We start from the raw sequence: 14,916 nt of genomic DNA on the forward strand, positions 1-14,916 counted from the left end.
CCCCATGACCGTCGCAACGCTAGGTGCCCAGCGCTTCAAAGTGCTGTTGGCGGGCGTTTTTAGCCAAATATTATGTGTTGGCATCGCGCGCTTTGCCTATACCCCATTGCTACCGGTGATGCAGCAGCAGACCTGGATGGGTGATGCCGATGGCGGCTGGCTGGCTGCGGTTAACTACGCGGGCTATATGCTGGGGGCCGTGCTGGCCGCCTCTATTCACAGTATTTATATCAAAGACACGCTATTTCGCTGCGGGTTAATCCTGGCGGTAATCACGACTGCGGGTATGGCGCTTACCGATCACTTCTGGGTTTGGGCGGGGTTGCGTTTTCTGGCGGGTCTTTCAAGCAGCGCTGCAATGCTATTAGCGTCAGGGCTGATTCTTCACTGGTTAATCCAACATCGCCAGCGCGGCGAGCTGGGAATTCATTTTGCCGGTTTGGGGCTAGGCATGATTGTCGCGGCGGTGGCAGTGGAGATGATGCTCCAGTTTTCCTTTAGCTGGCAGACCCAATGGTGGGGCTTTAGCCTGCTGGGTGCCGTGCTGCTGGTGCCTGCCTGGCGCTGGCTGCCGCGGCCGGAAAGGCCGCTAGAGGGGGCTCACGTGGCGAGTAGCCGAACCGCTACGCCGCCAACACGTACTTTTATGCGCTGGATGCTCGCCGCCTACTTTTGCGCCGGTTATGGCTATGTGATCAGCGCTACCTTCTTAGTTGCCATCGTTGAGCGTGAGCCGCTGCTGGCGGGGATGGGCAACTGGACGTTCGCTCTGGCCGGTTTAGCCGCCGCCCCAGCGGTGATGCTGTGGGATCTGGTCGCCCGTCGAGTGGGCTATTTAGGGGCGCTTATTCTCGCCATGGGGATTCAGGTAGTGGGGATCGTACTGCCTGCGATTACCGCGAACTCAGCAGTGGTACTGCTCAGTGCGGTGCTCTATGGCGGTACCTTCCTTGGTTGCGTCAGCCTTGTGCTGACCATGGCAGGTAGGCTCTATCCTTCCAGCCCCGCGCGGCTAATGGGGCAGATGACTCTGGCATACGGCGCCGCCCAGATATGCGCCCCGGCATTAACCGGTATGTTGGCTGAAACCTCTGGCCACTATGATGTTGGGCTGTGGTTGGCGGGCGGTTTTGTAACGCTTGGCGCGGTGCTGCTGGCCTGTTTGCGCCGGGTAGATCAAACCGCTCAACGCTTGGATGCCGCCGCAAAAGCCACGGTGTACGCCTAGGAACTGGGGCCTAGTGGGCATTACCCTCGAAATCCTTTAGGATGAGCGCCTTTTTCTTACGGGATATGGGCAAATGACCTCTTCTAGGCAACCTCGCACCCAATGGCTAGGCCGCTGGGGGTTTATGTTGGCGGCCACCGGTTCGGCGGTGGGGCTAGGCAATATCTGGAAATTCCCCTACATGACTGGGGAGTTTGGCGGCGGCGCCTTCGTGCTGGTCTATCTAACGTGCATCTTTGCCGTGGGTGTGCCGGTGATGATGGTCGAAATCGCGTTTGGTCGGCGGGGACGTGGTAGCCCGGTGGATGCCATACGGCGCGTGGTCAATGAGTCTGGCCGTTCATCGGCCTGGTCGTTGATTGGTTGGATGGCCATGCTCTGCGGCTTTATGATCCTGTCGTTTTACGTGGTGGTGGCGGGCTGGTCGTTCTCGTATCTGTGGAAGATGCTGACCGGGGGGCTCGCGGGCAGCAGCGTTGATGAGATGGCCGCTGTGTTCGGGGCCAATAACGCCAATCCGCTGAACCTCGGTTTCTGGAGCACCCTGGTTACGCTGGCCACCATGTTGATCGTGGGTAAAGGCGTGCAGCAGGGAATCGAGAAGAGCGTTAGCTGGATGATGCCGGGGCTGGTGATCATGCTGGTGGTGTTGATTGGCTTTGGTATGTTTTCCGGTGGCTTTGGCGCTGCGGTTAACTTTCTGTTCTCCTTCAATGCGGGCAGCCTCTCTAGCGAAGGCCTTCTGGCAGCGCTGGGTCATGCGTTTTTCACCCTCTCGCTGGCCTCTGGGGCGATTCTGACCTATGGCAGCTACTTGCCTAAAGACGCTTCTATTGGCCGCACCACGGTGAGTGTGGCGGTGGCGGATACCGTTGTTGCCTTGATGGCGGGGCTTGCGATCTTCCCGGTTATTTTCGCCAATGGCATGAACCCCGGCGAAGGCCCTGGGCTAATTTTTATGAGCCTGCCGTTGGCCTTCCAGGCGATGCCGCTGGGCACCCTGTTTGGCATTCTCTTCTTCCTGATGCTCTCTATGGCAGCGCTGACCTCTTCGATCTCTATGGTCGAAGCCACGGTTTCCTGGCTGTGCGACAACAAAGGTATCTCGCGTTCGGCAGCCGCCTGGGGCACAGGTATTGTGCTGTGGTTGATTAGCACACTGGCGATGCTGTCGTTTAACCTGGGCGCGGATTGGACACTGGCCGGTAAGAACTTCTTTGACTGGCTGGATTATTTAACCTCGCGCTGGATGATGCCGTTGGGTGGTCTGGGCACGGTAGTGGTAGCGGGGTTTGTGCTGAAAAGCGAGACCTTCCGCGACGAGCTGGGGCTTGCCCCCTTGCCTTATGCGCTGTGGCTGACCATGGTGCGCTACGTTAGCCCGCTGGGCATTGTGGTGATTTTTGTCGACGCGCTGGGCGTTTATCAGGTCTCGTTTGCGGCTCACTGGCCCTGGTTGCTGGGGATTCTGTTTACCATGGTCGCGCTTGGAGAAACCTTAAGCCCGCGGCTGCGTACTGCGCTTAGGGCTGGTTAACGCCTGCTTTTTTTTTGCTTCTCTTTCTGCTTTGCCTCGGCGGCGGCGACTGCGCCGGGGTGAGTGCCCACTTTCATCAACTCGTCCCAGCGCGTGGTATAGCGGTCTGAGCGGTGGGCGCAGCGCAGTTGCCAAGCAGCAGGGGCATCCGTCATACCAAAGCTGATAGTGCCTTGCCCCATGCGCTGGTTGATCTGATCCACGGTTGCCATTAAAAACGGATGGCGATCACGGACTGGCGGATGCAGCAGCGAAAGCTGGTGCTGCTCTGCATCCACTAAATCCAGCAGCATCACGCCAGCTTTCATGAACTGGTAGCGGGGGCGATGAATCTGCTCAAGGCCTTGGCGTACGGCATCAAGGATCACCCGGGTATCGTCGCTGGGTGAGGGCAGGGCGATCAGCGCCTGCGGGAAGTATTGCAACTGATCGCGGCGATGACGGTTAGTGTTGAGAAATACCATCACCGCACGAGCTAAGCTACGTTGCTCGCGAAGTTTTTCAGCGCTGCGCTGGGCGTGGCGCCGCAGTGCATTATGTACTTCTGCAAAAACGCCGGTGGGCTGGCCGAAAGAGCGCGAGGTCATAATGCGTTGGCGCGGTTGATCCAGGGCGTTCATCTCCATACAAGGCGTGCCACGCAGCTCGAGCGCGGTGCGCGCCAGCACCACAGAGAAGCGCTTGCGCAACTGCTTGTCGTCGCTTTGACGCAAGTCCCAAGCGGTGGTCACGCCGCCAATCGCTAAGCGCCCGGCAAGCCGATGGCCGACGCCCCACACGCTGCCCACCTGCGTACGTTTGAGCAGCGCCTGCGTCGTGTGATCTTGTCCATTAAGCAGGCAAACGCCTTGGTAATGTGGGTCTTGCTTGGCAAGGTGATTGGCTAATTTGGCGAGCGTGTGGGTGGGTGCCAGCCCAACACACACCGGTAACCCTAAATGGCGGCGAATACGATGGTGCAATTCTCGCCCCAGCCTCTCACACTGCTCTGTGGTTAATCCTTCCAGGTAGACGAACATTTCATCTATTGAGTAGGGCGCAATTGCAGGGCAGGCATCGCGTAGTAGTTGGGTCAGCCGTGCCGACATATCTCCGTAGAGTTCATAGTTAGACGACAGCAGGTGGATCTCGCCGCGCTGACGCATTTCTTCAAGCTTGAAGGCTGGCGCACCCATAGGGATACCCAGCGCTTTTAACTCGGCGGAGCGGGCGATGACACAGCCGTCGTTGTTCGACATTACCCCCACGGGCCTACCTTCCAGCTTGGGCTGAAAAACCCGCTCGCAGCTGACGTAGAAGTTGTTGGCATCGACTAGACCGATCATCGCAAGTACTCGTGCACGACGGCGCGCACTACCCCCCATAGCTGGCAGTCGCTGCCTTCAAGTGGCAGTGGCGGATAGTTAGGATGTGTTGAGCACAGGTGCGGCGTTCCCCGATAGAGCGCATAGCGTTTAATTAGCGCCTCGCCCTCTAGCATAGCGACCAGAATATGTCCCAGTTGCGGTTCAATACTGCGATCAACCACCAGCAAATCACCCTCAAAAATTCCCCAACCCTCCATGCTGTCGCCGGTGGCGGTGACATAAAACGTCTCAGTAGGGTTTTTAACCAGCCGTGTGTTGAGATCCAGCGTGCATGGCTCGTAATCCTGGGCTGGCGAAGGAAAGCCACTAAAACCAGCGCGGCCACAAGGCTGCGGCTGAGAGGTTAACGGCAAGGCAGGGGTAAAGTGAGAAGACTGGCCCGGCATCGTCGGCATCCTGGTGCTTAAAATATTGTATAAATATACAGTATTTTGCATGGCGAAGGAAAACGCAAATTGACGCCCCCTGAGATCGCTTCATTGTGTTCGCGATGACACTTTCTCTGTCATTACATGAATCACGCTCATGCAAGACCTGACGAGGATGCGATGAAAGTCGCGTCAGGCTGCGTTATGATAGCGCCCTCGCTTCTTCCATGATGACCCTTTCTCGTTACGAGGTTCCCGCCGATGTTCAGCCGCGATATGACAATTGCCGGATTTGATGATGTGCTGTTTGATGCCATGCAGAAAGAAGTGGAGCGCCAAGAGGCCCACATCGAACTGATCGCTTCCGAAAACTACGCCAGCCCCCGCGTACTCGAAGCTCAGGGCAGCCAGCTGACCAATAAATACGCTGAGGGCTACCCCGGTAAGCGCTACTACGGCGGCTGTGAGTTCGTCGATATCGCTGAAAACCTGGCCATTGATTACGCCAAAGAGCTGTTCGGCGCCACCTACGTGAACGTTCAGCCCCACTCAGGCTCGCAAGCCAACAGCGCGGTGTTCCAAGCGCTGGTTAAGCCAGGCGATACCATTTTAGGTATGAGCCTGGATGCGGGCGGCCACCTGACCCACGGTGCCAAGCCTAATTTTTCTGGCAAACACTACAACGCCATTCAGTACGGTCTGGATGAGCAGGGGTTAATTGATTACGATCAAGTGGCCCAGCTTGCTCGCGAGCACAAGCCCAAAATGATCATCGCCGGCTTCTCAGCCTATTCACAAATTGTTGATTGGGCCAAGTTCCGTGAAATCGCCGATGAAGTAGGCGCTTACTTACTCGTTGATATGGCCCACGTCTCTGGTCTGGTCGCGGCAGGCGTATACCCCAGCCCCTTGCCCCATGCCCATGTGGTCACCTCCACCACCCACAAAACCCTACGCGGCCCCCGCAGTGGCGTGATTCTCTCAGCGGAAAACGACGCTGATATCGAGAAGAAGCTACAGTCAGCGGTTTTCCCCGGCGGCCAGGGTGGCCCCTTGATGCACGTAATCGCCGCCAAAGCGATCTGCTTCAAAGAGGCTATGGAGCCCGAGTTCAAAACCTACCAGCAGCAGGTAGTTAAGAACGCTCAGGCAATGGCCAAGGTGTTTATCGATCGCGGTTACGACATCGTCTCTGGTGGTACCGAAGACCACCTCTTCCTGCTTTCGCTGATCAAGCAGGGCGTAACGGGCAAAGATGCCGATGCTGCTTTGGGGCGTGCTCATATCACCGTGAACAAGAACGCTGTTCCTAACGACCCGCAAAGCCCGTTTGTCACCTCTGGCCTGCGTATTGGCACCCCAGCGGTGACCACGCGCGGTTTCAGTGAACAAGAGTGTAGTACGTTGGCAGGTTGGATCTGTGACATTCTGGACGTACTGGCCAAGGGTGAAGACACCAGCGCCATCGAAACCCAGGTGTTGGATAAAGTGGCCGAGGTTTGTGCGCGGCTTCCGGTTTATAAATAAGCAGCTGTAACCATTCTCCTTGGCGAAGGATAGCCACAAAGAACGGGCGGCCCATTAGGGTCGCCCGTTCTTTGTTAGTGCTCTGTTCTTTGCTAAGAGTAAGGCCCCTAGTTCAGCTTTTCGAGAGCGGCCAAGCTCTGTTTTACCAGTGCCGATGCGTCTGCTTGTGAAGCAGATTCGCTATAGCAGCGCAGCTCCGGTGCATTGCCAGAGGGGCGAAGGTGCACGATATCGCCATTTTCAAGCGTGGCTCTCAAGCCATCAGTGCTATTGACTGCTGAAATGCCAGCTTGTAAACCTAATGTTTGCTGCATCAGTTCAGGTGAGGTTTGCCATTCGGTCAGCAACGCATGGCTTTTCTCCGTGGCGAAATCCTTGAGTCGGTCGCTTGCCGTATAGCGGGCAGGTAAGTCAGCGATTAGCTGCGAGAGGTTAATCCCGCGTTGGGCGGCCATCACCATCAAAGTAAGGGCGGGGAGCAGCGCATCGCGGGTGGGTAGGGCGGCTAATTGACGGCCATCACTCTCCAATCTGCTTCCCAATAGAAAACCACCGTTGGCTTCAAACCCAGCCACTCGCGTAAACCGCTTACTGAGCTTAGCCATACTGTCCAATACATACGGTGAACCAATGCGCGTGCGCTCAACTAGCTGGAAGGCACCGCAGGCTTCTATCGCTGTATTGCAGCTTACCGGCACAGCCAGCGCTTCGATTCCCAATGCACGGGCGCAGAGTAACCCGACAATATCACCACGCTGCCACGTACCCGTTTCATCTCCAAGCAACGGTCGATCTCCATCGCCATCGGTAGAAAACAGGGCTTGTAGTTGGTGTTGGTTTGCCCAGGCACGCCCTTGAGCCTGATCCTCGTCGCTAACGGCCTCGGTATCTACAGGCACAAAGGCTTCGCTGCGGCCTAGTACCACTACATCCGCACCTAACTCGCTCAAAATATGCGCATTCAAATCGCGCCCTGCGGCCGAGTGTTGGTACAAGCCTACCCGCCAACCTTTCAATGGCTCACCTGGAAACCAGGTGGTGAAGCGCTCTGAGTAGGCCTGATTAGCGGCTTCAGAAACCTCCCCGCGCACTGGCGCGGGGAGGGTAGGCATAGCCGCCTCAGCATTAAGAATAGCGGTTTCATCAGCTTTGGTAATCTCGCCATCAGGGCGGTAAAACTTGATGCCGTTACGGTTAAACGGTATATGGCTGCCGGTAATCATGATGCAAGGTATGCCATCCGCCATTGTCTTTAACGCCAGGGCAGGCGTAGGCAGTACGCCATAGTCATTGACCTTCACTCCTAGCGTATGGGCCGCACTGGTACAGGCGGCTGCCATCGCCGGGCTGCTGGGGCGGCGATCCATACCTAGCGCAATACGTTCTACTGGAAAAGAGTCCCGCATGGCGGTAATAAATGCCACGGTGAAAGCTGCACATACTTCATCGGTAAACTGTTCAACCAGCCCTCGTGCGCCGCTGGTACCAAAAGCAATGCCGCTGTCATGAATAATAGCAGTAGTGGAACGTACTGAACTCAATGTATTTCTCCTGAAAAAAGTGCTTGCGGTGAGTTTAACACCCTAGGCGGGAAGCGCTACGGGGCGCTTTGAGCGCTGAAGCGATCAGGGGTAATGGCTAGTAAGACAAAAAATGGCCCCCGCAAGCGGAGGCCATCTCAAAAGGTAGTACGTTTAATTAAGCTTCAGCTAGGCCTAAGTTCAGGCCTACTAAGATAGGATCGTGGTCTGAACTACGGAACGCATCATCGGCGTATAGGTTGTCATCCTGACGATCATTAGTGAAGTCGGTGTTGTAATCCAATGCCGATGCTTCATCCGCATTGATATGCCAAGTCGTGGTGCCCGTGACCTGTGTTGCGAGCGTTTCACTGGCTAACGCATGATCCAACGAACCCCAGAATCCATCAAAGACATAGCTGTAATCATCGTCCTGAAAGGTATAGCCCGCATCGGTCAGGGTCATGATGGGGTCTTCCATGGCATAAGAGTTCAAGTCACCAAGAATCAGCACGTCGCTGTCATTGCTACCGGTGGGGTTGGTGGATAGCCATTCAAGCAATTCCTCCGCGGCCTCGACCCGTGTGGGGTTGTTGTTGGCCTGTCCGTCGCCGATAGCGTCTTCACCATTGACGACACTGCCTTTGGATTTAAAGTGGTTAACCACCACCGAAAAGGTTTCACCATTACTATCTTCAAAGGTTTGCATCACCGGTGCACGGTTTGCAGTGGCGAAAGCTCCATCGGTTTTAGTGGCTGCAGCGCCAGTAGGTGTCACCGCCTGACTATTGTAGATGACCCCAACCGCAATGGCATCATCCCCAGGGCTAGTGGTGTTGCCATTCCCATCTTCGGGGACGCTGTAAGCCCAAGTGACATCCTGAATGTTTTTATCCTGCACATCTGCATTCAGCGCATCAACCAACGTTGCAATGGCGCTATCGTCACCATAACCGTTGTTCTCGATTTCCATGAGCCCCACCACATCAGCACCGCTGGTATTAATTGCCTCAACGATTTTGGCTTCCTGACGGGCAAACTCTTCAGCATTATTGGCGCCGCGTGGATCATGCAGAGTGCCATTTAAGGTCTCTGTTTTGTTGCCGTTTTCATCCAGTGTAGTGAAGTAGTTCAATACATTGAAAGAGGCCACTGTAATATCGGCATCACCCAGAGCATCTGTATCAGGTGTTGCCGGACGCTCAGCGCCGGTAAAGTCCAGGCCTTCGACGTTTTGGACTTTCCACTCTTCGAAGTTGTAATCAAGCACGCCTTCGAGAGTCTGAAGCTCATCTCCACCGCGCAGCGGGTTAGAACCAGAAAGCTCCTCACCGTTACGACCATAAATAATCGGATCAGCGTTTTGTGCCGAATTCGCATCATCGATTTTAATGGTGCGTGCCTCGGCGTCGTCAAGCCAAGCGCTATAGCCTGCCACATCAGGCTCGTTGACTTCCGTGAACTGCTCTAAGCGGCCCCCTGATGCAAGCGTAACTTCGCCGTAACGGCCCAGCTCGTAAAGCTCAGTGACCACCAACGGCTCACCGTCCAGCGCTTCAATGGCTACGCGCATACCTTCAAAGGCTTCCAGGCCTTGTTTGTCGGTAAACGGCATGATGATTCGCTGGCTTTCAGGCAAAGGCACATCGTTAGCCAGCACCTCAAGGCTGTTGCGTTCGGCAGTTAACTGCGTTTTCTCGAAATACTCTGAGACCTCGCCGCTAATGCGAATTTGATCACCGGCAGTGAGCTGCTCCAGCCAATCGCCACTACCGCTACCCGCGTACACAAAAATACCTTCTGACGTCTCGGCATTATTGTCGTTATCGCTATCTTCCTCTTGCAGGAAGAAGCCATCCAAACCAGGCGCTACCATAGTGACGATGGCTTCAAGCGTAACGTTTTCACCCTCTAAAGTGCTACTGCTCGAGTCACCCTGTACTGCAGAAATCAGCGTAATATCTACCTGGGGCTGATTAGCTAGCCCAGGTGACGCTACGGCGGGTACATCACTACCATCACCGCCCAGTGCATCAGAGCTAATCGCCCCCTCAGTATCAGTGGTGGTGAATTTGCCTAAATTCACATCCCAGGAAGCGGCGTCAAACCCGTCGGTATCTGGGTAGGCTTCCATTGCCACCTGGTTGCCATCAACACGTGGGTCACCTTGCCACAGCGTTACGGCATCGCCGCCACCGCCCAGGCCAGAAGCATTCTCGGCATAACCGATTTTCAAGGCATCGATATTATCCAGGTTGCTCCACGCTGAACGGAATTCCGCAACTGATTCGGCATCGCCATCGACCATAATAATCGCTGATTCACCAGGAGCCAGCGAGCTTAGCCCCTTAATTTCTATAGCATCTATGGGATCGGCACTGTCATCATCGTAGTAAAGCGGCATATTGCTGAAATCAAGCGCTTCAGACGAACGGTTGGTTACTTCAAACCAATCAGCGGTGACGTCAGAACCGCTTTGGCCCGACCATATCTCGGTGATGGCTAAACCAATATCGCGCTCGCCCGGCACATAAGGAGCTTCCATCGTGCCCACATGAAAGTCAGTGGTGGCATTGGTGGGTAATTCAGCGTACTCAAATGACCAATTTTCAGGGTTGCCAACGGCGCTTAATAGCTCCTCCGCCGTGCCGAAGCCATTACCGGTAAAGGCGGCGTTGCGTGCGCTGCCAACGGCAACCGCCGTGACACCCTCTTCAAGGCCAGGCGGCAGGGCAGAATTATTAGAGGAGTCAGCAGTTTCCTGCCACGCATCGCTGTTGGTTTGAGCCGCGTAGATAAATGTTGGGTCGCTAGCCTCGCCGACGAAAGCAAGTACTTGGTCACCGCTGACCGAAAGATTAAACCCGTTATTACCCACCTCGCTGCTGTTAGCAGTAGTGAATTGCGGAGAATCCGCAGTGTAAGTAACAACCGTGCCTGCAGGTACGCCGCCTTCAGGCGCAGTCCACTGAACGGCGCCTTCGCTGGCACGGAAGCCATCGCCTGCCCAGCCTGAGTCAGTAAAGGTAATTTCCGCACCTTCGCTGATACCCTTCAATGCTACGAACTGGAAGGATTTTTCGCTACCACTGACCGCAGTAATCGCAATGTCACCGGCCTGAGGTGCAAAATCAGGCAGGTTGAACTCAATGTCTGTGCTCACAAAGCGCTGCTGTTCGGCGGGCAGATCCTTAGACTCTTGACCATCCTCTAACCAATCCACCGTACCGCTATCAAACAGCACGCTCGCAGTAACGCCCGACTCGGTAATGGAAACATCGAAAAGTGATTCCGGCTTCGCCGTCAGTGCGTCCGGTAGGGTATTGAGATCCGGGCCGTCTATTTCACGAACGGCATAATCGCCATCCCATAGGTAAAGACCAAAACCTACGTCGTCGTCATCGTTAACCGGGCCCGCCAGGATCAGATAACCTTCATCGCCAGCAGATTCAATAGAGCGCACAGCGCGACCATCCAGGTCTAAACGCAGGGGATCGCCAAAGGAAGCTTCGTTAGCCTCTCCAGCGACTAGGTCAATCACATTTTCAACGGGCACTAATTGTGCGAAGTCATCATCCAACGGCGAGCGTAGGCCAAGATAAAGGGAATCACCGATAAACACAGCGCCTTCAATATTGACCCCTAACGAGAGGCTCAGCGCATTTTCACCAAGCCCATGGCCATTTTGGGCATCCCAGTCGTTAAGCTGGCTGGCTAAATCGGTAAACTGGCCCGTCACCTCGATGCTCAAACTCTCAGCGTTATCACCTGTCACTTCAGTGGCGAAAATCATTGAGCGCTGGCTGCTCTCGTGGGAGCCTAGCCAGTAGTGGGTACCCTGATAAGTCGCCACCGCTTCCAAGTCCACCTCTTGGGTGTCATTCAAACCCAGAGCAGTATTTAGGTTAATTTCCGCCAGAGGGGCGCCGTCAGTGTCGCGCTCATAGAGGCGTAACACTTGGTCTTCGTCATCCGCCACCAGAATGAAACCCTCACCCACGGCAATCGCTGCTGAAGCGTCAGACGTGCCCGTGTGGTAGCGCTCTCCCAGATTGAAGTTTGGGTTGCTTGGCTCAGGCTGACTGGGGTCAGTTGGGTTGTTGGGCTCTTCAGGTTCTGTTGGCTCTTCAGGTTCTGTTGGCTCTTCAGGTTCTGTTGGCTCTTCAGGTTCCGTTGGCTCTTCAGGTTCTTCTGGCTCACTCTCAAGCTGCTCAATATAACTACTCAGTAGCGATGCAACATCATCCACGCTGGAGCCATCGCCGAGTAAAGGAGCTAATACACGTGCTGGTTGCTGTTCAATGCTTTCGCTGCTGTTCATAAATGCTGCGGCAAGCTCCTCACGAGACAGCCCGTCCGCCAGCAGCGCTGACCAGTACACTAAGCCTTCTGGGTCAGGCTCACGGTTCAAAACACTGTTGTAGAGTTGATTTAGCCAAGTGGTATCGTTCAAGTTGGAAACGCTGGCTTCGAACTCATTAGACGCTTGAAAACTATTGGAAATCTCTTCCAATGCTAAGCCGTTACGGTACTCATTGACCCAGTACGCGAGGCCTGCAGGGTCGGCCGTACGTAATAGGTGAACACTATAGAGCGTAATAATAGGCTGGATTTGCAGCTGAAATTCATCGCTGGTCACCATTGAGTCAAGAGTGGTTGCAACATCGACAGTTCCGCTATCCAGGGCGGTAGTCCAATAATTAGCGCCAGCCTCATCCGGCTCACGCAATAAAATATCGCGATATAACGTAGAAACAAGCTCAAAGTTGGTCATTTAACCAGCCCTCACAGGATGAATGGAAAGGTTGAATTTATTACTAAGTCATAGCAATTAAATGACTTAAATGTTTTATTTTAATGATGCTTGGATTACGAAGTGATTTTTTGGCGACACTAGAATACTTTTTCTTTAAAGCGTCACGTATTTGCAATGGTTGATTGCGTAACCTCACGTTTGCCTATTTTTCCACGGATTAAAAAAGGGAACCGCCATGAGTAATTTCCAGCTTCAACTCCTGCACGCAGCCGATATGGAAGGGGGCGGTGGAGATCTGCTTAACGCACCCAATTTCATTTCTATCGTGGATCACTTAGAAGATCAGTACGCCAACTCGCTGTTTGTCGGTTCGGGTGATTTAGTTCTGCCCGGGCCGTATTTGAACGCCGCCGCTGATTCAAGCTTACAAACGGCCTTCCAAGCCGCGGTTGAAGAGATTTATGGGCTAGAAGCGGGTTCCATGAGCGGAATCACGGCGGCCTCTGGGCGTGTTGAGACTCTGTTGATGGATCTGGTCGACGCTGCGGCCGTGACATTGGGCAATCACGAGTTTGATCTAGGCACTGATCTAATTGCTGCAATGATCGCGCCTGTGGTTAACGGCGCTACGGCTGCTGAAATTGAATGGCTGGGCTCGCAGTTCCCTTACCTCTCAGCCAACCTGGATTTCTCCGCTGATGCCGCCCTAAGCGAGCTGGCTACCAATGAGTTATTCAGCCAAGACGCTTTCCAAGCTACTTTGGAAGAGCTATTAGCTGGCGCTAATAAGCCTAAGCTAGCCCCGGCGGTGATTGCCGAGCGTGGTGGTGAAAAAATTGGCATTATTGGCGTTACTACCCAAATCCTTGAAAGCATCTCTTCGCCAGGTGATGTAGACGTGCTGACAGGGGGTAGTAACGACATGCAGGCCCTGGCCGACCTGATTCAGCCAGTCATTGATGACCTAGAATCGCAGGGCATCAATAAGATCATCCTCAGTTCGCACCTTCAGCAAATTCAGTTTGAAGAAGAGCTAGCGACACTGCTGGATGGGGTCGATATCGTCATTGCCGGTGGTTCCAATAGCCTGCTGGCGGATCAAGAAGATCAAGACCGCGGCTTGTTTCCGGGAGCGGGCGAACCCTATGACTCATACCCCATTGTTACCCAGGACGCCTCAGGTAATGATGTCGTGGTAGTGAATACTGATGGTGGCTGGCGCTACGTTGCCGAGCTAGTGGTGGAGTTTGACGAACAGGGGCGGGTTGTTGCCGATTCAATCGATGAGAACACCTCAGGCGTTTATGCCACCACTGACGAACAGGTAGAAGCGCTGTGGGGCGACCTGGAAAGCGCCTTTGCTGAAGGCACCAAAGGGGATGTGGCCAACGACCTAATCGGCGCCGTAGGGGAATTCGTTGCTGAACAAGACGGCAACATCCTTGGTTTAACCGATGTTTATCTGGTGGGGGAGCGGGGCGCAGTGCGTACCGAAGAGACCAACCTGGGTAACCTGACTGCCGACGCCAACCTCTGGTACGCCAAACAGCTGGATGCCGAGGTACTGGTATCGTTTAAGAACGGCGGTGGTATTCGTGAGCCGATTGGTGATGTCGTGGTGGAAGGAAGCGATAGCGAGCCCAGCTATCAGGTGCCGGGCGCCAACCCCGCTATCGGCAAGCCGGAAGGGGGTGTATCCCAGCTGGATGCAGCGTCATCGCTACGCTTCAATAACGACCTGACCATCATTACCGTCACGCGTAGCACGCTATTGGATATCCTGGAGCATGCGGTAGCAGCGTCAGCGCCGGGTGTCACTGCTGGTCAGTTTGCCCAGGTGGGCGGTATCCAATACAGCTTTGATGTAAGTCAACCCGCTGGCGAGCGCATCCAAAATGCGGTAATCGTTAATGAGGATGGCAGTGCAAACGATGTACTGGTCGCCAATGGCCGCTTGGTAGGTGATGCTGAAGAGAGCATCAAAGTCGTTACCTTAGGCTTTTTGGCCGACGGCGGCGACGGTTATCCGTTAGATGAAGGCAGCTATCAAGACCGCGTGGATCTTATGGACGCGTTTGTAGATGACGGCCAGTTTACCTTCGCCGATAAGGGCACTGAGCAGGATGCCTTTGCTGAATACATGGCCAGCATGTTCAGCGAAACGCCATTTAGCGAAGAAGAAACCCCTGCCAGCGAAGACCTGCGCATCCAAAACCTTGATGAGCGTAGCGATGCAGTCTTCAGCGCGCCTGTTGACCCACTATTGCGCCTTTACGATGCTGCCTTTGATCGCTATGCGGATGGTAAAGGGTTGGGGTACTGGTTGGAAATTAAGGAGACTACTGGTTTAGGTGATATTGCCAACAGCTTTATTGCGTCAGCTGAGTTCAATAGTCAAAACGGGAATCTAGAAGACGACGCCTTTATTGAACTGATGTATTCAAACGTACTCGAGAGAACGTCTGATTCGGCAGGTAAAGAGTTCTGGTTGGATCAGTTGGATAATGGTGCCGAGCGAGGCGCCGTTATGGTTGGTTTTACCGAGTCAGATGAGAGCATGATGCTGTTTGGTTAACGGTTTATTTGCAGACCTTGGGTTGGGTATAGATAAGC

Annotated in this window: 8 protein-coding genes; 4 read left to right on the forward strand and 4 right to left on the reverse strand. The window is 54.5% G+C overall.

The genetic code is table 11. The features are described 5' to 3' along the window. Positions 1–4 precede the first annotated feature (4 nt). Positions 5–1,228 (forward strand): YbfB/YjiJ family MFS transporter, encoded by a 1,224-nt coding sequence (locus HALTITAN_RS19230; RefSeq protein ID WP_009288085.1) that lies wholly within the window; start codon positions 5–7, stop codon positions 1,226–1,228. A gap of 73 nt (positions 1,229–1,301) precedes the next feature. Beyond that, positions 1,302–2,765, forward strand: a complete 1,464-nt coding sequence (locus HALTITAN_RS19235; protein WP_009288086.1) for a sodium-dependent transporter — start codon at positions 1,302–1,304, stop codon at positions 2,763–2,765. Here HALTITAN_RS19235 and HALTITAN_RS19240 read toward each other — a convergent pair. Together HALTITAN_RS19240 and HALTITAN_RS19245 are read right to left on the reverse strand one after the other, a co-directional pair. Then, positions 2,762–4,090 carry a Y-family DNA polymerase gene (locus HALTITAN_RS19240; protein ID WP_039860166.1) on the reverse strand — a complete coding sequence of 443 codons (1,329 nt, stop codon included), beginning with the start codon at positions 4,088–4,090 and terminating at the stop codon, positions 2,762–2,764. The two genes, HALTITAN_RS19235 and HALTITAN_RS19240, sit on opposite strands and share 4 nt — an antisense overlap. Continuing rightward, on the reverse strand, positions 4,087–4,518 hold the full coding sequence (locus HALTITAN_RS19245; RefSeq protein WP_022520377.1) for a LexA family protein: 432 nt from the start codon (positions 4,516–4,518) through the stop codon (positions 4,087–4,089). Before HALTITAN_RS19245 ends, HALTITAN_RS19240 begins: the two co-directional genes overlap by 4 nt. A gap of 243 nt (positions 4,519–4,761) precedes the next feature. Between HALTITAN_RS19245 and glyA the strand changes: the two genes are divergently transcribed. After that, positions 4,762–6,027 (forward strand): serine hydroxymethyltransferase, encoded by a 1,266-nt coding sequence (gene glyA, locus HALTITAN_RS19250; protein WP_009288087.1) that lies wholly within the window; start codon positions 4,762–4,764, stop codon positions 6,025–6,027. A gap of 107 nt (positions 6,028–6,134) precedes the next feature. On the opposite strand, the gene HALTITAN_RS19255 is transcribed toward glyA, so the two are convergent. Both HALTITAN_RS19255 and HALTITAN_RS19260 read right to left on the reverse strand, forming a co-directional pair. Then, positions 6,135–7,568: a phosphomannomutase gene (locus tag HALTITAN_RS19255; protein ID WP_009288088.1), complete on the reverse strand. Its 1,434-nt coding sequence runs from the start codon at positions 7,566–7,568 to the stop codon at positions 6,135–6,137. A 157-nt stretch (positions 7,569–7,725) separates the two neighbouring features. Then, positions 7,726–12,321 (reverse strand): ExeM/NucH family extracellular endonuclease, encoded by a 4,596-nt coding sequence (locus tag HALTITAN_RS19260; RefSeq protein ID WP_009288089.1) that lies wholly within the window; start codon positions 12,319–12,321, stop codon positions 7,726–7,728. Positions 12,322–12,538: 217 nt separating this feature from the next. On the opposite strand from HALTITAN_RS19260, the gene HALTITAN_RS19265 reads away from it, so the two are divergent. Beyond that, positions 12,539–14,878 carry a DUF4214 domain-containing protein gene (locus HALTITAN_RS19265; protein ID WP_009288090.1) on the forward strand — a complete coding sequence of 780 codons (2,340 nt, stop codon included), beginning with the start codon at positions 12,539–12,541 and terminating at the stop codon, positions 14,876–14,878. The last annotated feature ends 38 nt before the right edge of the window (positions 14,879–14,916 follow it).

It is taken from the genome of Vreelandella titanicae BH1 (genome assembly GCF_000336575.1).
Taxonomy (GTDB): Bacteria; Pseudomonadota; Gammaproteobacteria; order Pseudomonadales; family Halomonadaceae; genus Vreelandella; species Vreelandella titanicae.

Bases quoted from the DNA above. Each gene is read 5' to 3' on its own strand.
- HALTITAN_RS19265 (WP_009288090.1), top strand. From the start codon at position 12,539: ATGAGTAATTTCCAGCTTCAACTCCTGCACGCAGCCGATATGGAAGGG.
- HALTITAN_RS19235 (WP_009288086.1), top strand. From the start codon at position 1,302: ATGACCTCTTCTAGGCAACCTCGCACCCAATGGCTAGGCCGCTGGGGG.
- glyA (WP_009288087.1), top strand. From the start codon at position 4,762: ATGTTCAGCCGCGATATGACAATTGCCGGATTTGATGATGTGCTGTTT.
- HALTITAN_RS19245 (WP_022520377.1), bottom strand. From the start codon at position 4,518: ATGCCGGGCCAGTCTTCTCACTTTACCCCTGCCTTGCCGTTAACCTCT.
- HALTITAN_RS19240 (WP_039860166.1), bottom strand. From the start codon at position 4,090: ATGATCGGTCTAGTCGATGCCAACAACTTCTACGTCAGCTGCGAGCGG.
- HALTITAN_RS19230 (WP_009288085.1), top strand. From the start codon at position 5: ATGACCGTCGCAACGCTAGGTGCCCAGCGCTTCAAAGTGCTGTTGGCG.
- HALTITAN_RS19260 (WP_009288089.1), bottom strand. From the start codon at position 12,321: ATGACCAACTTTGAGCTTGTTTCTACGTTATATCGCGATATTTTATTG.